Here is a 24,086-nt window from a genome sequence, read left to right as displayed (position 1 = left end):
GAGACGGTACGGACGACGGGTGACCTGGATCGCCCGTTTACCCTGGTCGTGTGCAGACCCCGACCGTCCTCGTCGTGGACTACGGCGCCCAGTACGCGCAGCTCATCGCCCGTCGCGTGCGCGAGGCGGACGTCTACTCCGAGATCGTGCCCGCGTCCCTGCCCGTCGCCGAGATCGTGGCCCGCGAGCCCGCCGCGGTGATCCTCTCCGGCGGCCCCGCGAGCGTGTACGCCGACGGGGCCCCCGCGGTCGACCCGGCGCTGTTCGAGGCCGGTATCCCGGTGTTCGGCATGTGCTACGGCTTCCAGGCGATGGCCCGGGCCCTGGGCGGCGAGGTCGCCCACGACGGCACCCGCGAGTACGGCCGCACCGAGGTCGCGCTGACCGGTACCCCCGGCACGCTGCACGAGGGACTGCCCCGCACGCACCCGGTGTGGATGAGCCACGGCGACTCGGTGACCGCCGCCCCGGCGGGATTCACCGTCACCGCGTCGACCGACCGGGTCGCGGTCGCCGCGTTCGAGGACACCGACCGGCGTCTGGCCGGCGTGCAGTACCACCCCGAGGTCGGGCACTCGCCGCACGGCCAGGAGGTGCTGCGCCGGTTCCTGCACGACATCGCGGGCATCCGCCCGTCCTGGACCACGGCGTCGATCATCGACGAGACCGTCGAGGCGATCCGTGCCCAGGTCGGCGACGGCCGCGCGATCTGCGGGCTGTCCGGCGGGGTCGACTCCGCCGTCGCCGCCGCGCTCGTCCAGCGCGCCATCGGTGACCGGCTGACCTGCGTGTTCGTCGACCACGGGCTGATGCGGTCCGGGGAGCGCGAGCAGGTCGAGAAGGACTTCGTCGCCGCCACCGGCGCGACCCTGCACGTCGCCGAGGCCGCCGACCGGTTCCTCGACGCGCTCGCCGGGGTCACCGAGCCCGAGCAGAAGCGCAAGATCATCGGCCGGGAGTTCATCCGGGTCTTCGAGACGGCCACGGCGGAGGTGGTCGCCGACCACCACGTCGGGTTCCTCGTCCAGGGGACGCTCTACCCCGACGTCGTCGAGTCCGGCGGCGGCGACGGCACCGCGGTGATCAAGAGCCACCACAACGTCGGCGGTCTGCCCGACGACATCGAGTTCGACCTGGTCGAGCCGCTGCGTGCGCTGTTCAAGGACGAGGTCCGGATGGTCGGTGCCGAGCTGGGGCTGCCCGAGGTCATCGTCGCCCGCCAGCCGTTCCCCGGCCCCGGCCTGGGCATCCGGATCATCGGTGAGGTCACCCGGGACCGGCTGGAGACGCTGCGGGCCGCGGACGCGATCGCCCGCGAGGAGCTGACCGCGGCCGGGCTGGACCGGGAGATCTGGCAGTGCCCGGTGGTGCTGCTGGCCGACGTCCGCAGCGTCGGTGTGCAGGGCGACGGCCGCACCTACGGCCACCCGATCGTCCTGCGCCCGGTGTCCAGCGAGGACGCGATGACCGCGGACTGGACCCGGCTGCCCTACGACGTCGTCGAGCGGATCTCCACCCGGATCACCAACGAGGTGTCCGAGGTCAACCGGGTCGTCATCGACGTGACGAGCAAGCCCCCGGGCACCATCGAGTGGGAGTGACCGGGGCCTGACGTAACAGGGGCGGGGCCGATGTCTCGGCCCCGCCCCGGCCAGCCCGGGCCTCGCGGTGTCCGACCCCCGTCGGACACCGCTGCCACGCGGGCGGCGGCGGGTCCGGCGGCGCTCCCCAGCCCGCCGGCTCCCGTGATGCCCCTTTAGTCGTCCGATGTGGCCCGGGAGTTACGCACGCTCGCCATCAGGAATGCGATCCCGGCCACAACGGCGGTCCCGGCGAGCACCCAGCGCAGGTCGACGACCTCCCACGGGGCGATCCCGAGGACCCCGCACACCGCGACCAGCAGCGACAGGACCCCGGCGACGAGGGCGAACGGGTCGGCGCGACGGGCGAGCGAGCTATCCACGGGTGACCTCCACGGTTCCCAGCTCGGCCCGCAGGTCGAGCTCCAGCACCCGGCCACCGGGTCCGTCCGGGCCGGGGTCGTTCACGGTCAGGTCCACGTCCTGCCCGGTGCGGGTCTGCCCGTCGACGGTCAGGTCGCCGGTGCCCACCGAGCTGCGGACGAGCAGGTCGGCGTCGCGCGGGACGCGGATCTCCACCGCGCCCGCGCCGACCTCGGCCCGGGTGCGGACCGGTCCGGTCGCGCCGGGCGTCGCGGTGAGGTCGAGGCGGGTCAGGTCGAGCTGGACCGAACCGGTGCCGCGCCGGTACTCCGGGGCGAGCTGCGCCACGGTCGCGGGGGCCTCGACGGTCTCCCCGACGCCGCCGCGCACGGCCCAGCCGTCGGGTCCGACGGCGTCGTTGAGCGGGATGGTGGCCGCCGTGACGAGTGCGAGCAGCACCGCGAACGGCACCAGCCAGCGTCCGGCGCGCCGCAGCCCGCCGACGACCAGCCCGACCCCGACGACGGCGAGCGCGGCCCCCGGGACGGCCGAGGCCGGCACCGCACCCGGTGCGGCCAGGGCGAGCACCCCCACCATCCCCGCGACGACGAGCGACACGGCCAGCGTGATCGGTGTGAGCATCGAGCGGGGCGCCGGGGGCGGACCCGGCTCCGGGCCCGGTTCGGGCAGGTCCCAGGCGAACGGTGCGGCGCCGAGCGGGTCCCAGGCCGGTGGCGTCACCTGCGCCACGGTGGGGGCGTGCGGGTCCGCGACCCACGGCACCACGGGTGTCGGCGACGCGGCGGCCTCCCGGGCCCCGGGCCGGTTCCCCCGGGTCACGTGCAGCGCGACGAGCAGCGCGACGGTGACGACGGCGGGGATGACGCGGTCGGCGGCCAGCACCAGCGGGACGGCCAGCAGCGCGGCCAGGACCAGCAGCGTCACCGACAGCGCGGAGGACGGTCCGCTGCGCGGCGGGACGGGGCTGCCGGGCGGGCCGGCGTCCGGCAGGACCGCGCAGCCCGCCAGGTAGAGCGGGATGCCGGGGCCCACGATCGCGGCGACGACGAACCCGACCCGGACCAGCGTCGGGTCGATCTCGTAGCGGCGCGCGATCGCGGCGGAGACGCCGGCGAGCTTGCGGTCGTCGCGCGGACGCAGGGGCCGGGAGTCCCACATGTCGCGCATGGTGTTCCGGGCCGTCGACGACGCCGACGGTGGTCGGCCGCTCCCGGGCAGCTGCGTCTGGTTCATGGCGTCGAGCCTGCCGTCCGGGCGGGCCCCGGCGTCTCGGGGACAACCCCGAGAGGACCCCGGTCCCGATCCGGAGGGGATCCGGCGCGGGTCGTGTGACGATGGGGTCGTGAACAGCTCGGACCCCTCGACCGGTACCGCACCGGGGTCGGCGGACGCGCCGACGCGGCCCACCGCCGCTCCGTGGGCGGCCCCGTCGCCCGGTGTCGCGCTGCCCGGCACCGCGGCACCCGGCGTCACCGAGCCCGGGGCCGCCGTGTCCGGAGCCGCCGTGTCCGGAGCGGCCGCGCCCGGGGCCGACGGGGGACCGGGGCCGACGCCGCTCGTGCCCGCCGGCCCGGTGCCCCCGCCGCCCGGAGACGCCGTCCCCCCGCGGCCGGGCGGCCCGGTACCGCCGCGCCCCGGTGCACGCGTCCCGCTGACCCGGCGCCGCTCCGGCCGGATGGTCGGCGGCGTCGCGGGCGGGGTGGCCGACCACCTCGGCGTCGACGTCCGCTGGATCCGGGCGGCCTTCGTCGCGCTGACCCTGCTCGGCTGGGCGGGGGTCCTGGCCTACGGCCTGCTGTGGGTGTTCCTGCGGCAGGAGGCCGCCGTCGTCGAGCGGACCGTCACCCGGTCCGAACGCCTCCAGGCCGCCGGGCTGCTGACGCTGGGGCTGGGGTTGTCGCTGGTCGCGGCGACCTCGGGTTCGGCCGTGCTCGGCTGGATCGCCGGCCCGCTGGGGCTGGCGACGGTCGGTGCGGCCGTCGTGTGGCGGGAGGCCGACGAGGCGCAGCGACGGCGGTGGGCACGCGACGCCCGCAGCCGCGTCACGGGCGGTCGTGCGGCGCTGGCCCGCACCGTGCTCGGCGCCGCGCTCGTCCTGACCGGGCTGGCGGTGTTCCTGCTCGGCAACCTGGACCTGAGCCAGGTGAGGTTCGGGATCCTCGCGGCGCTGGCGACGCTGCTGGGCGTCGCGGTCCTCACCGTCCCCTGGTGGGTACGGCTGGTGCGCGACCTCGGCGAGGAGCGCCGGGCCCGCGCGGTCGCCGCCGAGCGCGCCGAGATCGCCGCGCACCTGCACGACTCGGTGCTGCAGACCCTCGCGCTGATCCAGCGCCAGTCCGGCGACCCGCGCGAGGTGCAGCGGCTGGCCCGCGGCCAGGAGCGGGAGCTGCGTGCCTGGCTCTACGGGCCGGGCGGACGCGCCCGGGGCGGCGGCGGCAGCCCGGACGCCGTGGAGACGCTGCTGTCGGCGGCGATCACGCGCGTCGCGGGCGAGGTGGAGGACACCTACGCGGTGGCCGTCGGCCCGGTGCTGGTCGGTGACGCCGAGCTCGACGACGACCTGCGCGCCCTGGTGCTGGCGGCACGCGAGGCGATGGTGAACGCGGCGAAGCACTCGGGGACGTCCGAGGTCGATGTCTACGTCGAGGTCGAGCCCGCCTCGGACGAGGGGCCGGGCGCGGCCGAGGTGTTCGTGCGGGACCGCGGCACCGGTTTCGACCCGGATGCGGTGTCCGACGACCGGCACGGCCTCGCGGACTCGGTGCACGCCCGGATGCGCCGCCACGGCGGCACGGTCCGGATCCGCACCGGGGCCGGGGAGGGTACGGAGGTGCGGCTGTCGATGCCGCTGACGGAGAAGGAGACGACATGACCACCGCCGACGTGCCGGGGACACCGGCCGGTCCGGGCGACACCGGTATCCGGGTCTACCTGGTCGACGACCACGCGTTGTTCCGGTCCGGCGTGCGCGCCGAGCTGGACCGTGGCGACGGGCGCAGCCCCGTGCTGGAGGTCGTCGGTGAGGCGGGCTCCGTCGACGAGGCGGTGGCCGGCGTCGGGCACCTCGCGCCGGACGTGGTGCTGCTCGACGTGCACATGCCCGGCGGCGGGGGCGCGGAGATCCTGCGCCGGGCGCGCGCGGCGGGCACCGAGTCGGTGTTCCTGGCCCTGTCGGTGTCCGACGCCGCGGAGGACGTCATCTCGGTGATCCGGTCCGGCGCCCGCGGCTACGTCACGAAGACGATCTCGGGCCGGGACCTCGCCGACGCCGTGCGACGCGTACGGGCCGGTGACGCGGTCTTCTCACCACGCCTGGCCGGGTTCGTGCTGGACGCGTTCTCCGACCGGCCGGGTGCGGCACCGCCGGTGGACCCGGAGATCGACCAGCTGACCAAGCGGGAGCGGGACGTGCTGCGGCTGCTGGCCCGCGGCTACGCCTACAAGGAGATCGCGAAGGAGCTGTTCATCTCGGTGAAGACGGTGGAGACCCACGTGTCGAGCGTGCTGCGCAAGACGCAGACGTCGAACCGGCACGAGCTGTCCCGCTGGGCTTCCGACAGGAGGCTCGTGTAAGCGGCGTCGTCGTGGGTGGGGCGTCAGCCGCCCAGCAGCCCGCCCGCGCCCTTCGTGACGCCGCCGAGCACCCCGCCGACCGGCTCGGTCACGCCGGACAGGGCGCCCCCGACCGGCTCGGTCACCGTGCCGGCCACCTGCCCCACGGGCTTCGTGACGGCCTGCAGCGGCTGGGTGGCGTCCGAGGACGAGGAGCCGGTGTCCTCCGCGGTGGCCTTCTTCGCGGAGGTGTCGAGGAGCCCCGTGACCGGCTCGGCCGCCTTCAGGACCGGGCCGGTGAGCGGCTCGGTGCTCCTGAGGACGGGCTCGGTGACCGGCGACAGCGCGCCGAGCACCGGCGTCGTCACCGGCTCGAGGGTGTCGGTGAGGGGCCGGGTGACGGGCTTGACCGCGTTCGTCACCGGGCGGACGGCCTCGGTCACGGGGGACACGGCACCGCCGAGGGTCTTCCCGACCGGTGCCGCGGCCTGCGCGACCGGGGCGACGACGCCACCGACGGCGTCCCCGACCGGGCGGACGTTCTCGGTGACGTCCTGGATCGGACCGGTGCTGGTCCCGCCGCGCGACGGCGACGTGCCGGTCACGGGCTCGAGGATGTTGCCCGCGGACGGCCGGTCCGGGTTGTTGATCGGGGCGACGATCGGGGCGAGCGGCGAGCCCGTCCCACCGGAGCCGCGCGGAGCCGGGACCGCCGGCGACGACGGGGCCCCGGTGCCCGGGTTCCCGGTCGAGGGCGAGGTGGGCGTGCGGGGCGCGGGGACCGCGACGGCGGGCCCGGCGGCGGTGCCCGGGGCGCGGCCCGCCGCGACGGCCTGCGCCGGCTGCTGCGGACCGAAGGCGACGGCCATCCAGTCGGTGGCGCCGGGGGCGGTCGCGGGCGCGTCCGGCAGCGGCGAGCTCAGTGCCACGTTCGCCGGGAGGTACTGGGCGGGCAGCGTGTCCGGGGTGTCGCCCGCGGTGGGCAGGCCGAAGCCGGGGAACAGGCCGTCGGCGGCGGCGCGCGCGTCGGAGTTCTCGGTGCCGACGCCGTTGTAGAGCGCCGCGCCGAGCACGGAGCCCGCGGCGAGCAGCGCGCCGGCGACCACACCGGCACGACGACGACCCGACACCTGACGGCCGGTCCAGCCGTCGGCGCCGGCCGCGGCGCGGGGCTGCGGGAGGTCGATGTCCCCCCAGCCGCCCGGGGCACCCGCGGCGGCGATGTCACCGGCCGACGCGGCGTCGGCGGCCGCGCCGTCGGCCACCGGGGGACGCCCCTCTCGGCGCAGCAGGTCACCGACGGACAGGACGGGCCCGGTGAGCGGACCCGCGCCGTCGGAGGACGCGTGGGATGCACGCGAGTGACGCGCCAGCAGTTCGGCGACGCTCACCACGTCGCGGGGCCCGGTGGCGCCGGGGGCGCCGGGGAGCGGGGCTCCGGCAGGTGTGTCGGTCACGGCCGCACGTCCTCCTTCGGGTCATTTCGACCTGGGAAGATGTACCGGAAAGAGTCCTTGATCCCCAAGTGATCACACTCCGCTCGTCGCAGATCACCCGATCGGGTGGTTCCCGTTCATCGGCCGTATCCGACCGCTCGACCTGCTCGTTGCCTCGCAAGGCAACCACTGCGCAAGCCTGCCCCGACCTGAACCCCAGGTGGGGCCCGTGTGGGCGTGTCGCCCTGTGTACTGCGCGTGAATCGCCGAGCGGTCGCCGCTCCGGCCCCCGTCGCCGGGCGCGACAGGGTGTCACACGGTCGTCAACGGCCGCCGAGACGTCCGCGGCCCAGCCGCAGCAGCATCATCGCCAGCTCGCGGCCCTCGGGGCCGAGGTCGGCGAAGCGGTCCAGCACTGCCATCTCGCGGCTGTAGACGATGCGCGGTCCGCCCGCGGCCATGCGGGCGGCACCGATGCGCTTCGAGACCTCGGTGCGGCGGAGGATCGCGTCGAGGATCTCGGCGTCGAGCCGGTCGATCTCCCGGCGCAGCTGCTCGATCTCGGGGTCGGCTCCGGTGCGCACCTCGGTGCTCGTGCCGGAGCTCGGCTGCGGGGCTGCGGGGTCGGTCACGGTCATGGTCTCCTCGTCTCGGTCACGGGCCGTCGGGACCGAGGACATGCGAACGCCCCGGGTCCGTCGGACTCCGGGGCGTGCGGGTGGCGTCTGGGCTCAGACGGGCGGCGCAGCGGGAACCGGGGTCCGGTACCCGTAGCGAAATCGCCCGTCGTGAGCCACGCGGCGAGTGTAGACCACCCGGCGCACCGGGCCGCCGTGGTTTCCGGGACCGGCGACGCCGGAGCGGGGTCGTCGGACCCCCGGCGTACCGTGTTCGACACGATGAGTGCGCTGTTCGAACTCCCCGGGACGGGCCCCGCCGCCGCTGCCGAGCCGACGACGGCCCAGGGCCGCCGCCTGCTGGACGGCCTGAACGACCGCCAGCGGGAGGCCGTGACGCATGCGGGTTCACCGCTGCTGATCGTCGCCGGAGCGGGGTCGGGGAAGACCCGCGTGCTCACCCACCGGATCGGCTGGCTGCTCGCCGAGCGCGGGGTGCACCCCGGCGAGGTCATGGCGATCACCTTCACCAACAAGGCCGCGGCCGAGATGAAGGAGCGCGTCGACGCCCTCGTCGGGCGACGCTCCGGGCCGATGTGGGTGTCCACCTTCCACTCCATGTGCGTGCGGATCCTCCGGCGCGAGGCCAAGCACCTCGGCGTGCGCAGCGCCTTCTCCGTCTACGACGCCGACGACACCCGCCGCCTCGTCGGCATCGTCGGGCGCGACCTGGAGCTGGACCCGAAGAAGTTCGCCCCGCGCGCACTGGCCGCCCAGATCTCCAACCTGAAGAACGAGCTCGTCTCGCCGGACGAGGCCGCCGAGCGCGCCGCCACCGACCACGAGCGGCGCATCGCCGAGGTCTACGGCGTCTACCAGTCGCGGCTGCGCCAGGCGAACGCCTTCGACTTCGACGACCTGATCATGGAGACGGTCTCGCTGCTGGACCGGCTGCCGGCCGTCGCCGAGTACTACCGGCGCCGCTTCCGGCACGTCATGGTCGACGAGTACCAGGACACCAACCACGCCCAGTACGAGCTGGTCCGCCAGCTCGTCGCGCCGGCCACGGCGAACGGGCGTCCCGGCGAGCTGTGCGTCGTCGGCGACTCGGACCAGTCGATCTACGCCTTCCGCGGCGCGAACATCCGCAACATCATCGAGTTCGAGCAGGACTTCCCGGACGCGCGGACCATCCTGCTGGAGCAGAACTACCGCTCGACCCAGACGATCCTGTCCGCGGCGAACGCGGTGATCGCCCGCAACCCGGAGCGGCGGGACAAGCGGCTGTGGTCCGACTCGGGCGGCGGCGAGCGCGTCGTCGGCTACGTCGCGGACAACGAGCACGACGAGGCGTCGTTCGTCGCCCGTGAGATCGACCGGCTCGTCGACACCGGCGAGTACCGCAACTCCGACATCGCGGTGTTCTACCGGACCAACAACCAGTCCCGCGTCTTCGAGGACGTGTTCCTGCGGGTCGGGCTGCCCTACAAGGTCGTCGGCGGGGTGCGGTTCTACGAGCGCCGCGAGATCCGCGACGCGCTGGCCTACCTGCGGGTGCTGTCCAACCCGGAGGACACGGTCAGCCTGCGCCGGATCCTCAACGTGCCCAAGCGCGGCATCGGGGACCGGGCCGAGGCCGTCGTCGCCGAGTACGCCGAGCGCGAGCGCACCTCGTTCGCCCGCGCGCTGCGCACCGCCGCCGAGGAGCCGCAGCGGCTCCCCGCCCTGGCGACCCGCTCGCAGAAGAACATCGCCGGGTTCGTGCGGATGCTCGACGAGCTGCGCGAGCTCGTCGAGCGCGGCGACGACACCGCCGAGGTCCTCGAGGCCGTCTACGCGCGCACCGGCTACCTGGAGGAGCTGCAGGCGTCGGAGGACCCGCAGGACGGCACCCGGATGGACAACCTCGCCGAGCTCGTCACGGTGGCGCGGGAGTTCGCGGGGGACGCCGCCGTCGCGGACCTGGTGCCGGACGGCGGGGCCGCGATCGGGTCCGGTGCCAGGTCCGCCGACGGGGCATCCGACGGCGCGGCCCCCGAGGGCGAGGCCGACACCTACGACGACACCCCCGACGGTGTCCCGGAGCCCGGCTCGCTGGCCGCGTTCCTGGAGCGCGTCGCGCTCGTCGCGGACGCGGACTCCATCCCCGACGACGACTCCGGCGTGGTCACGATGATGACCCTGCACACGGCGAAGGGCCTGGAGTTCCCGGTGGTCTTCCTGACGGGCTGGGAGGACGGGATCTTCCCCCACCTGCGCACCCTCGGGGACCCGAAGGAGCTCGCCGAGGAGCGCCGCCTGGCCTACGTCGGGATCACCCGCGCGGAGAAGCGGCTCTACCTGTCCCGGGCGATCGTCCGGTCCGCGTTCGGGCAGCCCAGCACCAACCCGGCGTCGCGCTTCCTCGACGAGGTGCCCCCGTCACTGCTCGACTGGCGGCGCACCGAGGAGCAGCTCGCCGCACAGCGGCCGTCGGCGCCGGTGGGGCGGTTCGGGTTCGGGAAGCGGCCGCAGGCGACCGACCGCGGGAGCTGGAAGGTCCCGGAGAGGTCGCTGAACAACCAGTCGCTGCACCTCGACGTCGGGGACCGGGTCAACCACGACAAGTACGGCCTGGGCACCGTCGTCGCGGCCGACGGCATCGGCCCGCGCGCGACGGTGACGATCGACTTCGGCTCGGGCGGGACGGTCCGGCTGATGCTGATCGGCGGCGTCCCGATGCAGAAGCTGTAGACCTCAGTCGTCGTCGCGGTCCTGCGTCGCGGCCTCGGCCGGGGTCAGCACCTTCACCGACCCGAACGCCCCGACGACGTGCACGTCCACCGTCCGGTCGCCCGGCGCGGCGCACGCCGTCGGGCAGTCGGTCGAGCCGAACACGGTGAACCCGGAGACGTCCGCCCGGGTGCCCTCGGGCACCACGACCTCGACCGAGCCGAACAGCAGCACCCCGCCCACCCGCGGGGCCTCGGCCTGGACCCCGATCGTGCGGGACCCGAACACCGTCACGCCGTCGGTCAGCGGCAGCACCTGCGACCCGCCCCAGACGGCGGCGACGACCAGCGCGGCCGTGGCGAGGATCCCGCCGGCGCGCCGCCCGGCGGCCGCGGCGAAGTCGCCGGTCGGTGCCGGAGCCGGGAGGGCCGTGGTCGGCGCCTGCTCGACGGCGGCGGTGTCGGCCGGGAGGTCGCGGGTCAACGGCTCGAGGTCGGCGCGGGTGCGGGCCGCCCAGGCCTTCGCCGAGCGTTCCTCGTACTCGGGCAGGGACAGTCGTCCCTCGCCGTGCGCGCGCTGCAGCCGGGCGTCGACCGCCCGTCGCTCGCCGTCCCCCACCCGGTACGCCGACTCGTCCGCCACCCGGCCATTCTGGACCGTCCGGGCGCGCCGGGGAGCGGCGACCGCCGGTCAGGCGTCGCGCGAGCCCGTCGCGGCGGTGACGTCGAGGCCGCGCGCTGCCAGCCACGGCAGCGGGTCGATCTTGGTGCCGTCCGGCTCCCACACCTCGAGGTGCAGGTGCGGGCCGGTGGACTGGCCGCGGTTGCCGACCTCGGCGATCTCGTCGCCGGCCTTGACCTGCTGGCCCTCCTGCACGAACGACCGGTTGATGTGGCCGTAGACGGTGCTGGTGCCGTCGGGGTGCTTGAGCACCACCCACATCCCGAAGCCGCTGGCCGGGCCGGACTTCTCCACGACGCCGTCGGTCAGGGCGAAGATCGGGGTGCCGATCGGGGCGGCGAGGTCGATGCCCTTGTGCTGCACGCCCCAGCGGGCGCCGAAGCCGGAGGTGAACCGGCCGGCCGTCGGCATGACCAGGGCCTCGCCGTTGTACATGACAGCCTTCGGGGCGCCGTGCGACATCGCGGTCGTCACGGCCCGCTCCAGCTTGGCGGCCTCGCGGCCCATCCGGGCGGCCTTCGTCAGGTTGGCGACGTCGACCTTCGAGGTGGAGTCCAGGTCGGGCAGCGACGCGGCCTGCGCGGAGAGCTGCTCGCCGCCGATCGCGGAGGCGTCCATCGGGGCGGTCGTGTCGGCCGGGCGGGTGTCGCTGGACACCGGCAACATCGCCGAGGCGGCGAGCCGGGCGTAGGCCTCCTCGACCGCGGCCTCACCGCCCCAGCCGGGCACCCCGAGGGCGCCGGCGACCGTCTGACCGGCCGCGACCAGGGCGCCACCGGCCGCCGCGGCGACGGTCACACGGGTACGCGAGACCACCGGCGGGGGAGCCGGGAGCGCCGGGAGCCGGTGACCGGCCGGCGGCACAGGGGGGAGCGTGCCGGGCCGGGCCTCCGGTCGCGTGGCGCCGCTGGGGAAGCGGTGGCGCGACAAGACTGCCCTTCTGGTGTTCAGGGCGCCGCGGGCCGTTCGGCGGTGATCGTCGGAGTGGGGGCTCCGTCGGGGGATGGCGTCGTTCGGGGCGACACCGATCACCGTGATCGGTCCGTGACGTGGACAACGCGACGGTAACCCGGGCCCCGCCGAGCGGCAACGGCGGCCCGCCGCGCGGTTGCGGACGGTCGTGGATCATCGACGACCGGTCGGGCGGTCGGCGACGCGACGGCGAACGGAGGATCCCGTTCCCCCGCCCGGACCGGACGCTCAGGCGCCTTCGGCGGCGTGCCGGCCGACCAGCCGCAGCGACCCGCGCAGCCGCCGGTCGCGCACCCGGTCGTGCTCGCGCCGCTCCGCCTCCCCGCGGGCCAGCGTGCTCGCCACGAAGTGCACGGTGCGCCGGTCCACCGGCAGCGCGAGATGGCCCACGTCGTCGAGCTCCAGTTCGGTGACGTCGAGGTCCGGGTGACGCAGCCGGGAGTTCCGCTGCGGGACGATGATCTCGTCCATCCGCGACCAGACCACCAGGAACCGGGTCCGGCAGCCGGGGGCCGGTTCGTCCAGCTCGCGCAGGATCGCCGAGCCGGGGCGGAGCTGGCGGCACAGCGGCAGCGGTGCGATCCTGGCCAGGTTGCTGCCCGAGTGCGGGCTGCCGAGCGTCGCCAGGGTGTCGACGACGGCGTCGCCCCCCATCCGCTGCACGTAGTAGCGGGCGATCACCCCGCCGAGGGAGTGCCCGACGATGTGCACCCGGTCCGACCCGGTGGCCTCGCGCAGCCGTTCGACGTGGCCGCGCAGCTCGTGCGCCGCGGTGCGGACGTCGTCGGTGAACAGGCTGTAGTTGATGGCGTGCACCACCCCGAAGCCGCGCCGGCGCAGCTCGTGGGCGAACACGGTGAACACCGAGCGGTTGTCCATGATGCCGTGGACCAGCAGGATCGGCGTCCCGGCGGCGGTGGGGTCGGCGACGACCAGGCTGCGCTTGACCGGCGGCAGGCTGTCGGTGCGCCAGTGGCCGTGCGGCCGGACGGTCTCCTCGGCCAGCCCGATCGGGTACAGCGCGAGGTGCGCGGCCAGCCAGGCGCCCTCCAGCGCCAGTCCGCGCAGTCCCGCACGCGAGGTGAAGGTCCGCGCGGCGTATCCCGCCGCCTGCCCGAGATCGGACGTCGCGGCCGTCACTGTCGACAGCGCCCCGTCGGCGATCGCGCGCAGGCGAGCGCCTCCGGGTAGCGACGTCGCCATGTCCGAAAGGTAAGGCAGGTCACAGGATTCCGCTGTGTCGCGGGACGATCGGTGGCCCCGATCACTCGGTCGGCCGATCTGAATCGAGCACTGCGCCGACGGGGTGACAGCGGTCACCGGCCCAGGTCAGGACCGGTGCGCGCGGCGTGGCTAGGCTCCCCGACGCAGCATCACCGACGTCCGCGACCGCTGCCGCCCGCCACCTGTGCGGGGCGCGCCCGGAGAACGAGCCGGGGTCGCGCCGGTCGCGGCGAGAGCGAAGTGGAGCGGGAGAGCCGAGTGGACCTCTACGAGTACCAGGCGAAGGATCTCTTCGCCGCGCACGGAGTCCCGGTGCTGCCGGGCCGGACCGTGGACAACGCCGCCGACGCGGCGGCCGCGGCGGCCGAGCTGGGCACCGCCGTCGTGGTCAAGGCACAGGTCAAGACCGGTGGTCGGGGCAAGGCCGGCGGCGTGAAGCTGGCCGAGAACGCCGACGAGGCCAAGGAGAAGGCCGAGGCCATCCTGGGCCTCGACATCAAGGGCCACACCGTGCACCAGGTCCTGGTCACCGAGGCCAGCGACATCGCCGAGGAGTACTACTTCTCCTTCCTGCTGGACCGGTCCAACCGCACCTTCCTGGCCATGTGCTCGGCCGAGGGCGGCATGGAGATCGAGCAGCTGGCCGTCGAGCGCCCGGACGCGCTGGCCCGGATCGCCATCGACCCGATCGCCGGTGTCGACAAGGCCAAGGCCGACGAGATCGTCGCCGCGGGCAAGATCCCGGCCGCCGTCGCTGACGAGGCCGCGAACGTGATCGTGAAGCTCTGGGAGACCTTCGTCTCCGAGGACGCGACGCTGGTCGAGGTCAACCCGCTGGTCCGTGACCCGCAGGACAAGGTGATCGCCCTCGACGGCAAGGTCACCCTGGACACCAACGCCGACTTCCGGCACCCGCAGCACGCGGACCTGGTCGACGAGCGCACCGAGAACCCGCTCGAGGCGAAGGCCAAGGCCAAGGGCCTCAACTACGTCAAGCTCGACGGCGGCCAGGTCGGCATCATCGGCAACGGCGCGGGGCTCGTCATGAGCACCCTCGACGTCGTCGCCTACGCCGGCGAGGCGCACGGCGGGGTCAAGCCCGCCAACTTCCTCGACATCGGCGGCGGCGCCTCGGCGCAGGTCATGGCCGACGGGCTGGACGTCATCCTGGGTGACGACGAGGTCAAGAGCGTCTTCGTCAACGTCTTCGGCGGCATCACCGCCTGCGACGCGGTCGCCAACGGCATCGTCGAGGCCCTCAAGATCCTGGGCGACGACGCGACCAAGCCGCTGGTCGTCCGCCTGGACGGCAACAACGTCGAGGAGGGTCGTCAGATCCTCGCCGACGCGAACCACCCGCTCGTCACCGTGGTGGGCACGATGGACGACGCGGCCGCCAAGGCCGCCGAGCTCGCGAACGCTGGAGCCTGAGACATGTCGATCTTCCTCAACGAGAACAGCAAGGTCATCGTCCAGGGCATCACGGGCGGCGAGGGCACCAAGCACGCCACCAAGATGCTCGCCGCCGGGACGAACATCGTGGGTGGTGTGAACGCCCGCAAGGCCGGGACCACGCACACCATCGGCGAGAAGGACGTCACCGTCTACGGCACGGTCGAGGAGGCGATCAAGGAGACCGGCGCCGACGTGTCGGTCATCTTCGTCCCGCCGAAGTTCGCCAAGGACGCCGTGATCGAGGCCATCGACGCCGAGATCCCGCTGGCCGTGGTCATCACCGAGGGCATCCCGGTGCACGACTCGGCGTACTTCTGGGCGCACGCGGTCGCCACCGGCAACAAGACCCGGATCATCGGCCCGAACTGCCCCGGCATCATCTCGCCCGGCAAGTCCAACGCGGGCATCATCCCGGCGAACATCGCCGGCGCGGGCAGGATCGGCCTGGTGTCGAAGTCCGGCACGCTGACCTACCAGATGATGTACGAGCTGCGTGAGTTCGGCTTCTCCACCGCCATCGGCATCGGCGGCGACCCGGTCATCGGCACCACCCACATCGACGCCCTCGAGGCGTTCGAGGCGGACCCCGAGACCGAGGCCATCGTGATGATCGGTGAGATCGGTGGCGACGCCGAGGAGCGCGCCGCGGACTTCATCAAGGCCAACGTCACCAAGCCGGTCGTCGGCTACGTCGCGGGCTTCACCGCCCCCGAGGGCAAGACGATGGGCCACGCCGGCGCGATCGTGTCCGGCTCGGCCGGCACCGCGCAGGCCAAGAAGGAGGCCCTCGAGGCCGCCGGTGTCAAGGTCGGCAAGACGCCGTCCGAGACCGCCGCGCTGATGAAGGAGATCCTCTCCGCCTGATCGGAGTTCGGGTCGCACGTCCGACGCGCGGGCCCCGGGAACTTCTCCCGGGTGCCCGCGCGTCGTGCTGTGTGCACCCCCGAGCGCCTCACCCGGCCGTGTCGGGGGCATCGGCTAGCGTGCGGTGCAGCGAGTCCGTCCGTCACACGGGAGTGGTCGTCATGTCGAGCAACGAGCCCGGGGCCGTCCCGGCTCCGGAGCAGGCCGCGCCCGCTCCGACGGTGCGGGTCGCCGTCCTGGCGGGGGCCGTGCTGGCCCTGCTGGCGCTGGTCCTGACCTTCTTCGACGTCACGACCGGGCTGTTCCCGGTCGCGATGGTCGTCGCCGGTGGCGTCGCGGGAGGCCTCACCCTGCTGCCCGGCACCGGGCGCACCCTGGTCGCGGGCGTGGTCCTGTCGACGACGGGGGCGCTGACGATGCTGCTGCTCCTGGCCGGCAGCGGCACCGGGGCGGTCGGCGGCACGCTCGGGTGGGTCGTGTTCGTGGTCGCGCTGCTCGCCGCCGCCGCACTGCTCTACGCCCAGCTCCTCCTGTCCGGTGTCGTCTCCGCCCCCGCGCCGCGGGCGCAGCGCCCGTCGCACGTCGGGCAGCCCGGCTGGGGCCCCGGCCCCGGCCAGGTCCCGCCGGGCCGGCAGCCGCCCTGGATGCCGCAGCAGCCCTACGGTGCGGGCCAGCCGGGTGCCGCGGCCCCGTACGGTGCGGCCTCCGGTGCGACGCCCTACGGAGCGGACCCCTACGCCTCGGGCCAGTACGGCGCGAGCCCCTACGCCGCCCAGCCCGGCGCGGCCCCGTACGCCCCCGGCCAGCCCGGTGCGGGCCAGTACGCCGCCGGACAGCACGTCGCGGGGCAGCCCGGTGCGGGACAGCACGGTGTCGCCCAGCCGGGCGCCGGCCAGTACGGAGCGGGCCAGTACGGCGCCGCCCACGGTGCGGCGCAGTCCGGCGCGGATCACGCCGGTGCCGCCGCGTACGGCGCCCCCGGTGCGGTGCCCGCCGCGTCGCAGCCCGCCGCCGGGCAGTACCCCGGGCAGTCCGGGGCCCACGGCGCGCCCGAGGTGCCCGGGGCGCAGGACCGGACCGGCGACGACGCGGGCCGTCACGCGGTCGGCGGCCGCACCCCGCAGGCGGACGCGGCACCGCACACGCCGTCCGGCGCGGGCGGCGCCTTCTCCGGGGTGTCCTACGGCGACCGCGCCGCCGCGGTGACCGGCGCGCCGGGAGGCGAGCAGGCCCCGCCCCCGACCACCCCCCACCCGGCGGGCGCGGGCGGTACCGGGGACGACGTGGGTGTCACCCGCCCCTCCGCGATCCCCGGCTCCGGCTCCGCCCTGGCGCCCGGCGAGCAGACCGAGCGCCCCGCGGCCCCGGCGTCCGGTGACGACGAGGCCACCCGCACCTTCCGGCCCGGCGGTGACGGCTCCGCCTGAGCGGAGGGAACCGTGGGTCCCGGCACGTCGCGGCGTGCCTGCCCCTCCCGGGCCGCGTTCGCTGCGACGCTGACCGGGTGAGCACCACCCCGCCCCGTCCCGCCCGCGGCCGCCCGGCCTCCCGGGCCCGGTCCACCGGGCCCGCACCGGAGCGGTCCCGCGGTGGGCGCGCGACCGCCGTCGCGGACCGGGAGCGGGGGCGCCGCCGCCCCGCCCGGACCCCGACGCGCGGTACCGGGACCGGCACCGGGCTGGACCGGCTGCGGATCCTGCTCGTGGCCACGATGGGCGCCGTCCTCGCCGGGTACACGATGCTCGTCCCGGTGGCGGCGCTGCTGACCGGGACCGGCGGCGTCGCGGTCACCGCGGACGGGGCACTCGCCACAGCCGTCCCGCTGTGGCTGGCCGCGCACCTCATCCCGGTCGCGGTGGACGGGCGCCCGTTCGGGGTGCTGCCGCTGCTGCCGACGCTGGTGGTCGTCGCGCTGGTCGCCTTCTGCTCGCGCTGGGCGGTGCTCCGCCTGGGCGGGCGGGTCCGGCACGACGCGGGCGCCGTCGTCGCGTCTCAGGCCGGGGCCGCCGCCGCGCTCGCCGTGCTCGCCGGCGCACTGCTGCCGCGGGACATGGCCGTCACCGCCCCCTGGGCGTCGATGATCGGGGCCGGGCTGGTGGCCGGGGCGGCCGCCGGGATCGGCGTCGTCCACGCCTGCGGGGCGCCGGCGGCCTGGAAGCGGGTGCTGGCGGGTTGGCCCGGCGCGGCGCTCGCCGGGGCCCGGGTCGCGGCCGCCGCGCTGCTGCTGGTCGCCGCCCTCGTCCTGACCGTGGCGCTGGTCGCGAGCGCCTCGGACGTCGCCGACACCGCCGAGCGCATCGCCCCCGGCGCCTGGGCGGGCGTCGGGGTGCTGGTGCTGAGCATCGGGTACCTGCCGAACGCCCTGGTCGGGGCGCTGTCCTGGGCGCTGGGCGCGGGGGTGTCGGTCGGTATCGCCCGCTCCGGTCCGTTCGGCGTCGAGCCGGGTCCGCTGCCGCCGTTCCCGCCCGCGGTGGTCCTGCCCGTCACCACCGTCCCGACGGCCGCGGTGCTGGTCGTGCTGCTGCCCGTCGTCGCGGGGGTGCTCGGCGGGATCGCCTGCCGGCGGGCGCTGGCCGACGACGCGCCGGTCGTGGACCGGGTCGTGGCACCGGCGCTGGCGGCCGTGGTCGTCGCGGTCGGGGCGGCCGTCCCGGCGGCGCTCGCCGGGGGTGCGCTCGCGGGCGGGCCCTACGACCCGGTGTCGTTCCACCCGTGGGCGGTCCTCGGCTGCGCGCTGCTGCTGGTCGGGACCCCGGCCGTGCTGACCTGCGCCGGGACCGAGCTCGCCCGGCACGTCCCGATGGGCGGCACCGACCGGTCGCGGACCGCGGTCGACCGGGCCCGGGCGGCCCGGGACCGCCGTCGCGCGTCGACGGTGGGGGAGCTGGTCGAACGCCGTCGCACCGCCGGGGCGCCCGCCCGCCGTGCCGACGCCGCGTGGGACGACGACGGGGGCCACGACGACCTCCACCCCTACTCCGACGCCGCCCCCGACGAGGAGTCCGACGGAGCCGGTCGCACGGCCACCCGTCGCGTCGACGGTTCCGCCGGCCGTGACCCCGCCGGCGACGACGAGGACCCCGGCCACGACCCCGACCACGGCGACGGCGACGACACGGGGGACCACGGCCCCGACGGTCGCCGCGCAGCCGGGCGCCGCGCCGACCGGGACCCCGACGGCGGGGACCCGTCCGACCGGCGCACCGACGGCCGGACCGACCGGATCACCCGCCCCCGCGACCGCTCCCGGGACGACTGACCCGCCCGGCCGGGCCGGGTGACCCGGGCCACCACACCGGGCGCCCTCGTCGTCGGAGGGCGCGTCTACCCTGGCCAGGGGCCGTGGAGCGGCCCGGACCGGCGAGGAAGGGACACGGTGGGCGCGCAGGAGCGGCACGGGGCGCTGCGGGTCGTCGTCCTCGTCTCCGGGAGCGGCACCCTGCTGCAGGCACTGCTCGACACCGCGGGCGCCGGGTTCGCCGTCGTCGCCGTCGGGGCCGACCGGGCGGGTGCCACCGGGCTCGACCGGGCCCGCACCGCGGGTGTCCCCACCTTCGTCGAGCGGGTCGCCGACCACCCCGACCGCGACGCCTGGAACACCGCGCTCGCCGCGGCCGTCCTCGCGCACCGGCCGGGCCTCGTCGTCGGGGCGGGGTTCATGAAGCTCGTCTCCCCGGCCTTCCTGGACGCGCTCGGATGCCCGATGCTGAACACGCACCCGGCGCTGCTGCCGGCGTTCCCCGGCGCGCACGCCGTCCGGGACGCGCTGGCCGCCCGGGTGCCCGTCACCGGCGCGACCGTGCACGAGGTCGACGCCGGGCTCGACACCGGACCGGTGCTCGCGCAGGCGGAGGTCCCCGTGCTCCCGGGCGACGACGAGACCTCCCTGCACGAGCGCATCAAGACCGAGGAACGACGGCTGCTGGTCGCGACCGTGCGACGGTTCGCCGCCGCCGCCCAACCCCATGAGGTGAACAGTGAGTGAGCGCAGGCCGGTACGCCGGGCCCTGATCAGCGTCTACGACAAGGCCGGTCTCCTCGACCTGGCCACCGGGCTGCACGCCGCCGGGGTGGAGATCGTCTCGACCGGCTCCACCGCACAGCGGATCGCCGACGCCGGCGTCCCGGTCACCCCCGTCGAGGAGGTCACCGGGTTCCCCGAGTGCTTCGACGGCCGGGTCAAGACCCTGCACCCGCGGGTGCACGCCGGGCTGCTCGCCGACACCCGCAAGCCCGAGCACCTCGCGCAGCTCGAGCAGCTGAACATCGCGCCGTTCGACCTGCTGGTGTCCAACCTCTACCCGTTCCGCGAGACCGTCGCGTCCGGCGCGGGCCGCGACGAGGCCGTCGAGCAGATCGACATCGGCGGCCCGGCGATGGTGCGGGCCTCGGCGAAGAACCACGAGAGCGTCGCGGTCGTCGTCGACCCGTCGCGCTACGCCTGGGTGCTCGAGCAGGTCGGCGCGGGCGGGTTCGTCGTGGAGGACCGCCGCAGGCTGGCCGCCGACGCCTACCGGCACACCGCCGCCTACGACGTCTCGGTCGCGACCTGGATGGGCGAGCAGTTCCCCGCGGGCGACGACGACGCCTCCGCCGAGTGGGTGGGCGCCACCTGGACCCGCGAGCGCCCGCTGCGCTACGGCGAGAACCCGCACCAGTCCGCCGCGCTCTACACCGACGGCACCGGTTCGGGCCTGGCCGGCGCCGAGCAGCTGCACGGCAAGGAGATGTCCTACAACAACTACGTCGACGCCGACGCCGCCTGGCGCGCCGCGCACGACCACGGCGACCGCCCCACGGTCGCGGTGATCAAGCACGCCAACCCGTGCGGGATCGCGGTCGGCGCCGACGTCGCCGAGGCCCACCGCAAGGCGCACGCCACCGACCCGGTGTCGGCGTTCGGCGGGGTCATCGCGGTCAACGGCGAGGTCTCGGTCGCGATGGCCGAGCAGGTCGCCGAGATCTTCACCGAGGTCGTCGTGGCCCCCGGCTACGCCGACGGCGCCCTCGAGGTGCTCCAGCGCAAGAAGAACGTCCGTGTCCTCCGCATCCCCGACGGCGCCGCCCGCACCGGCACCGAGCTCCGCCCGATCTCCGGCGGGCTGCTGGTGCAGCAGCGCGACCTCGTCGACGCCGACGGCGACGACCCGGCCGCCTGGAAGCTCGTCACCGGCGACGCCGTCGCCCCCGAGGTGCTCGACGACCTCGCGTTCGCCTGGCGTGCCTGCCGCGCGGTGAAGTCCAACGCGATCCTGCTCGCCCACGACGGCGCCGCGGTCGGCGTCGGCATGGGCCAGGTCAACCGGGTCGACGCGGCGAAGCTCGCCGTGACCCGGGCCGGGGACCGGGCCCGCGGCTCGGTCGCCGCCTCCGACGCGTTCTTCCCCTTCCCCGACGGGCTGGAGGTGCTGCTCGACGCCGGGGTCGCCGCCGTCGTGCAGCCCGGCGGCTCGGTCCGCGACGACGAGGTCGTCGCGGCCTGCGCGAAGGCGGGCGTGCCGATGTACCTGACCGGGACGCGGCACTTCGCCCACTGACCCACCGCCCACCCCGACGGCCCGGGGCCGCCTCGCGCGGCCCGGGCCGTCGGCGTTCGGAGCAGTTCGGAGGGTGTCCCGGCCGAGAATGTCGGGGGTGCGTGCGACGGTCCTCCCGTCGTCGTCGCCACCCCCACCCGGGGGATGCGAAGAGACGGCACAGGCCCTATGCTTCGAACGTCAGTTCGAGCACGCGTCGCCTTCCCCGCGGCGCGCCGGGCGAGGTCGCGACCGTTCGGTCGTGGCGCGGTGTGTGGCGGGGAGGTACTGCGGTGCGCGTCGGTGCGGGCGAGGGGCCGGTCGTCGTCGGAGGAGCGGCGGCGGTCGGCCGGGTGGTCGGCGGTGCCGGTGGGGGAGCCGGCGTCGACGCCGGGGACGACACCGGTCCGGAGGGGTCCGGGCCGGTGGTCGGGGCCGGGTCACGTGTCCCCGGGGGCGGGCGGGAGCCGCTGCCCGGGGCACGGGGCCCGGCCGGGGGGCCGGGGGCCGCGGCCGGCTCGGCCGCCGAGCGGCTCGCCCGGGCCCGGCACGTCCTGCGCCGCACGGAGACCCGGGCGGGCCTGGAGCGGTCCCGGCCGGGGCCCGTGGGGCCCTGCCCGGAGCCGGAGCCCCCGGCCCGCAGCGCCGGGACGGTCGAGGCGCGTCCGGTGACCGAGGCCGACCTGCTGCCGGTGCCGGGGCCGCTGGCCGGTCTGCTGCCCGGCGGGGGCCTGCGGCGGGGGTCCACCGTGGCGGTGGGTGTGGGGTCCGGCGCGGGGTCGCTGCTGTTCGCGCTGCTGGCCGCCGCGTCCGCGGAGGGCGCGTGGGCGGGCGTGGTCGGCCGTCCCGGCCTCGGCGCGACGGCCGCGGCCGAGGCGGGCGTGCGGCTGGACCGGCTGGCGCTGGTCCCCGACCCCGGCGCGGACCTGGTCGGGGTGACCGCGGCACTGCTGGACGGGCTGGACCTCGTGGTGGTGGCCGGGCCGGAGCGGGCCGGGCTGCGGGCCGGGGACCGGCAGCGGCTCGCCGCACGGGCCCGGCAGCGGGGTGCGGTGCTGCTCGCGCTCGGCGGGTGGCCGGGCGCGGACCTGCGGCTGCACTGCACCCGTCCGCGCTGGGAGGGCGTCGGCCGCGGGACGGGGCGGCTGCGGTCCCGGCGGGTCGAGGTCCGGGCGGAGGGGCGCGGGATCGGCCCGGCCGGGTGGGGGGTGGAGGTGCTCCTCCCGGGCCCCGGCGGGACGGTCGTCCCCGCCCCGGCGACACCCCCGGTCCCCGCGGTGCCGTCGGTGCCCGCGGTCTCCGCGGCCGGGGTGGGCGAGGTCGCGGTCGCGCGGCCCGTGGCCCGGGCGGCGGGATGAGCACGCCCGGTACGGCGGAGGCGGGCGGCGCGACGGGCACGGGCGGCGGTGGACGGGCGGAGCCCGACCCGCGGGTGCTGGCGGTCTGGTCCCCGGACTGGCCGGTCACCGCGGCCGCCCGCGCCGCGCACGTCCCGGCGGACCGGCCGGCCGCGGTCCTGCACGCCAACCGGGTCCTGGCCTGCTCGGCGACGGCCCGCCGGCACGGGGTCCGCCGGGGGCTGCGGCGCCGGGAGGCGCAGGCCCGGTGCCCGGAGCTCGTGGTGCTCGCCCCCGACCCGGGGCGCGACGCCCGGCTGTTCGAGCCGGTCGCCGCCGCGGTGGAGGCGCTCGCCCCCGGCGTCGAGGTGGTGCGGCCGGGGCTGCTGGTGCTGCCCGCGCGCGGTCCGGTCGGCTGGTTCGGTGGGGAGCGCGCCGCGGTGGAGCGGCTGATCGACCAGGTCGCCCTGCACGCGGGGACCGAGTGCCAGATCGGCGTCGCGGACGGGATGTTCGCCGCCGCGCTCGCCGCCCGCCGGGGGCGCGGGGTGCCGCCGGGACGGTCGGCGGAGTTCCTCGCACCGCTGGAGGTCGCCGAGCTGGACCGGGACCCCGACGTCGACCGGGCCGCGCTGGTGGACCTGCTGCGCCGGCTGGGGCTGCGGTCGCTGGGGGCGTTCGCGTCGCTGTCGGAGTCCGACGTGGCCTCGCGCTTCGGCGCCGACGCGGTGGCCGCGCACCGGCTCGCCCGTGGGCTCGACCCCCGCCCGCCCGCGCGCCGGGTCCCGCCGGAGGAGCTGTCCGCGGCGGTCGAGCTGGACCCGCCGGTGGACCGGGTCGACGCGGCCGCCTTCGCCGCGCGGGCACTCGCGACCCGGCTGCACACCGCGCTCGCCGGGCACGGCCTGGCCTGCACCCGGCTGGGGGTGCACGCACGCACGGAGAGCGGGGAGGAGCTGCTGCGGGTCTGGCGGTGCGCCGAGCCGCTGACGCCGTCCGGGACGGTGGACCGGGTGCGCTGGCAGCTCGACTCGTGGCTCGGGCGCGGCGGCTCCGGGACGCTGGTCGCGCTGCGGCTCACCGCGGAGGACACCGTGGTCGCCGGGGCGCTGCAGCGCGGGCTGTGGGGCGACGTCGGCGAGGGCGACGAGCGGGCCGGGCGGGCCCTGGTCCGGGTGCAGGCGCTGCTCGGGCCGGAGGCGGTGCTCACCGCGGTCCCGGCGGGCGGCCGGGACCCGGGCGAGCGGGTGCGGCTGGTGCCGTGGGGCGACGAGCGGGTCGTCGAGGACACGGCGGTCCCCGCCCGGCCGGGACCCGTGGCCCCCGCGCGGGACGGCGCCACCGGTGCCCCCGGGCATGCGGAGCAGGTGACCCCGGAGCCTCCCGGTCGTCGTCCACCCGCCGACCCCCCGGCGACCTGGCCCGGCCGGCTCCCGGCACCGTCCCCGGCGACGGTGCCCCCGGACCCGGTCCCGGTCCGGTTGCTCGCCGCGGACGGCGCCGAGGTGTGCCCGGCCGCGCCGGACCTGCTCGACGGCGTCCCGCGCCGGGTCGCGGGCGGCGGCCCGGACCGGGAGGTCACCGGCTGGGCCGGACCCTGGCCGGTGCACACCCGCTGGTGGGCCCCCGACGGCCCCGGGCCCGCGGTCCGGCTGCAGGTCGTGCTCGCCGACGGCACGGCCCTGCTGCTCGTGCACCGCGGCGGCCGCTGGGAGGTGACGGGTGTCTACGACTGAGCCACCGGCCGCCGCGGGCG

The 24,086-nt window shown here is 76.2% G+C and carries 19 protein-coding genes; 12 read left to right on the top strand and 7 right to left on the bottom strand.

Features of this window, described 5'->3' with window-relative positions:
- Positions 1-50: 50 nt before the first annotated feature.
- Entirely contained in the window at positions 51-1,601 is a 1,551-nt protein-coding gene (guaA, locus tag MTO91_RS22425) for a glutamine-hydrolyzing GMP synthase (RefSeq protein ID WP_062397738.1), read from the top strand.
- Positions 1,602-1,756: 155 nt separating this feature from the next.
- Here the strand turns inward: guaA and MTO91_RS22420 are convergent, their stop codons facing one another.
- Positions 1,757-1,963, bottom strand: coding sequence for a hypothetical protein (locus tag MTO91_RS22420; RefSeq protein WP_073576424.1), 207 nt, complete (start codon positions 1,961-1,963; stop codon positions 1,757-1,759).
- Entirely contained in the window at positions 1,956-3,197 is a 1,242-nt protein-coding gene (locus MTO91_RS22415) for a PspC domain-containing protein (RefSeq protein ID WP_476652641.1), read from the bottom strand. The genes MTO91_RS22420 and MTO91_RS22415 overlap by 8 nt, the downstream gene beginning before the upstream one ends.
- A 325-nt stretch (positions 3,198-3,522) precedes the next feature.
- On the opposite strand from MTO91_RS22415, the gene MTO91_RS22410 reads away from it, so the two are divergent.
- Complete coding sequence (locus tag MTO91_RS22410; RefSeq protein ID WP_476654947.1) at positions 3,523-4,836, top strand: ATP-binding protein; 1,314 nt, start codon at positions 3,523-3,525, stop codon at positions 4,834-4,836.
- Positions 4,833-5,537, top strand: a complete 705-nt coding sequence (locus MTO91_RS22405; RefSeq protein WP_073576423.1) for a LuxR C-terminal-related transcriptional regulator — start codon at positions 4,833-4,835, stop codon at positions 5,535-5,537. Before MTO91_RS22410 ends, MTO91_RS22405 begins: the two co-directional genes overlap by 4 nt.
- A gap of 23 nt (positions 5,538-5,560) precedes the next feature.
- Here the strand turns inward: MTO91_RS22405 and MTO91_RS22400 are convergent, their stop codons facing one another.
- Entirely contained in the window at positions 5,561-6,973 is a 1,413-nt protein-coding gene (locus MTO91_RS22400) for a hypothetical protein (protein WP_476652639.1), read from the bottom strand.
- A 302-nt stretch (positions 6,974-7,275) separates the two neighbouring features.
- The gene (locus tag MTO91_RS22395; RefSeq protein ID WP_149663792.1) at positions 7,276-7,536 is read right to left on the bottom strand and encodes a chorismate mutase; all 261 of its coding nucleotides are present in this window, start codon (positions 7,534-7,536) and stop codon (positions 7,276-7,278) included.
- 315 nt (positions 7,537-7,851) lie between these two features.
- Here MTO91_RS22395 and MTO91_RS22390 point away from each other — a divergent pair, with 315 nt between their 5' ends.
- The gene (locus MTO91_RS22390) at positions 7,852-10,302 is read left to right on the top strand and encodes a UvrD-helicase domain-containing protein (RefSeq protein ID WP_476652637.1); all 2,451 of its coding nucleotides are present in this window, start codon (positions 7,852-7,854) and stop codon (positions 10,300-10,302) included.
- Between the two features lie 3 nt (positions 10,303-10,305).
- On the opposite strand, the gene MTO91_RS22385 is transcribed toward MTO91_RS22390, so the two are convergent.
- From MTO91_RS22385 to MTO91_RS22375, 3 genes are all read right to left on the bottom strand, one after another.
- The gene (locus MTO91_RS22385) at positions 10,306-10,923 is read right to left on the bottom strand and encodes a DUF1707 SHOCT-like domain-containing protein (protein ID WP_476652636.1); all 618 of its coding nucleotides are present in this window, start codon (positions 10,921-10,923) and stop codon (positions 10,306-10,308) included.
- A gap of 48 nt (positions 10,924-10,971) precedes the next feature.
- Positions 10,972-11,760, bottom strand: a complete 789-nt coding sequence (locus MTO91_RS22380) for a M23 family metallopeptidase (RefSeq protein WP_476652635.1) — start codon at positions 11,758-11,760, stop codon at positions 10,972-10,974.
- Positions 11,761-12,162: 402 nt separating this feature from the next.
- Positions 12,163-13,137, bottom strand: a complete 975-nt coding sequence (locus MTO91_RS22375) for an esterase/lipase family protein (RefSeq protein ID WP_208823105.1) — start codon at positions 13,135-13,137, stop codon at positions 12,163-12,165.
- A 261-nt stretch (positions 13,138-13,398) separates the two neighbouring features.
- Here MTO91_RS22375 and sucC point away from each other — a divergent pair, with 261 nt between their 5' ends.
- From sucC to MTO91_RS22335, 8 genes are all read left to right on the top strand, one after another.
- Positions 13,399-14,589, top strand: coding sequence for an ADP-forming succinate--CoA ligase subunit beta (sucC, locus tag MTO91_RS22370; protein WP_301549002.1), 1,191 nt, complete (start codon positions 13,399-13,401; stop codon positions 14,587-14,589).
- A gap of 3 nt (positions 14,590-14,592) precedes the next feature.
- Positions 14,593-15,477, top strand: coding sequence for a succinate--CoA ligase subunit alpha (gene sucD / locus MTO91_RS22365; protein ID WP_346108463.1), 885 nt, complete (start codon positions 14,593-14,595; stop codon positions 15,475-15,477).
- A 161-nt stretch (positions 15,478-15,638) separates the two neighbouring features.
- The gene (locus MTO91_RS22360; protein ID WP_476652633.1) at positions 15,639-16,904 is read left to right on the top strand and encodes a DUF5336 domain-containing protein; all 1,266 of its coding nucleotides are present in this window, start codon (positions 15,639-15,641) and stop codon (positions 16,902-16,904) included.
- 77 nt (positions 16,905-16,981) lie between these two features.
- Positions 16,982-18,736, top strand: coding sequence for a cell division protein PerM (locus tag MTO91_RS22355; protein ID WP_476652632.1), 1,755 nt, complete (start codon positions 16,982-16,984; stop codon positions 18,734-18,736).
- Positions 18,737-18,853: 117 nt separating this feature from the next.
- The gene (gene purN / locus MTO91_RS22350) at positions 18,854-19,462 is read left to right on the top strand and encodes a phosphoribosylglycinamide formyltransferase (RefSeq protein ID WP_208827067.1); all 609 of its coding nucleotides are present in this window, start codon (positions 18,854-18,856) and stop codon (positions 19,460-19,462) included.
- Complete coding sequence (purH, locus tag MTO91_RS22345) at positions 19,455-21,014, top strand: bifunctional phosphoribosylaminoimidazolecarboxamide formyltransferase/IMP cyclohydrolase (RefSeq protein WP_308816965.1); 1,560 nt, start codon at positions 19,455-19,457, stop codon at positions 21,012-21,014. The genes purN and purH overlap by 8 nt, the downstream gene beginning before the upstream one ends.
- A 272-nt stretch (positions 21,015-21,286) precedes the next feature.
- Complete coding sequence (locus MTO91_RS22340) at positions 21,287-22,351, top strand: hypothetical protein (RefSeq protein ID WP_476652630.1); 1,065 nt, start codon at positions 21,287-21,289, stop codon at positions 22,349-22,351.
- Positions 22,348-24,066, top strand: coding sequence for a DNA polymerase Y family protein (locus tag MTO91_RS22335; protein WP_476652629.1), 1,719 nt, complete (start codon positions 22,348-22,350; stop codon positions 24,064-24,066). The genes MTO91_RS22340 and MTO91_RS22335 overlap by 4 nt, the downstream gene beginning before the upstream one ends.
- The last annotated feature ends 20 nt before the right edge of the window (positions 24,067-24,086 follow it).

The sequence above is a fragment of the Pseudonocardia sp. 2-7 genome (assembly GCF_056341085.1).
Note: the sequence above shows the minus strand (reverse complement) of the source record. Positions and strands in the feature narration are given on the sequence as shown.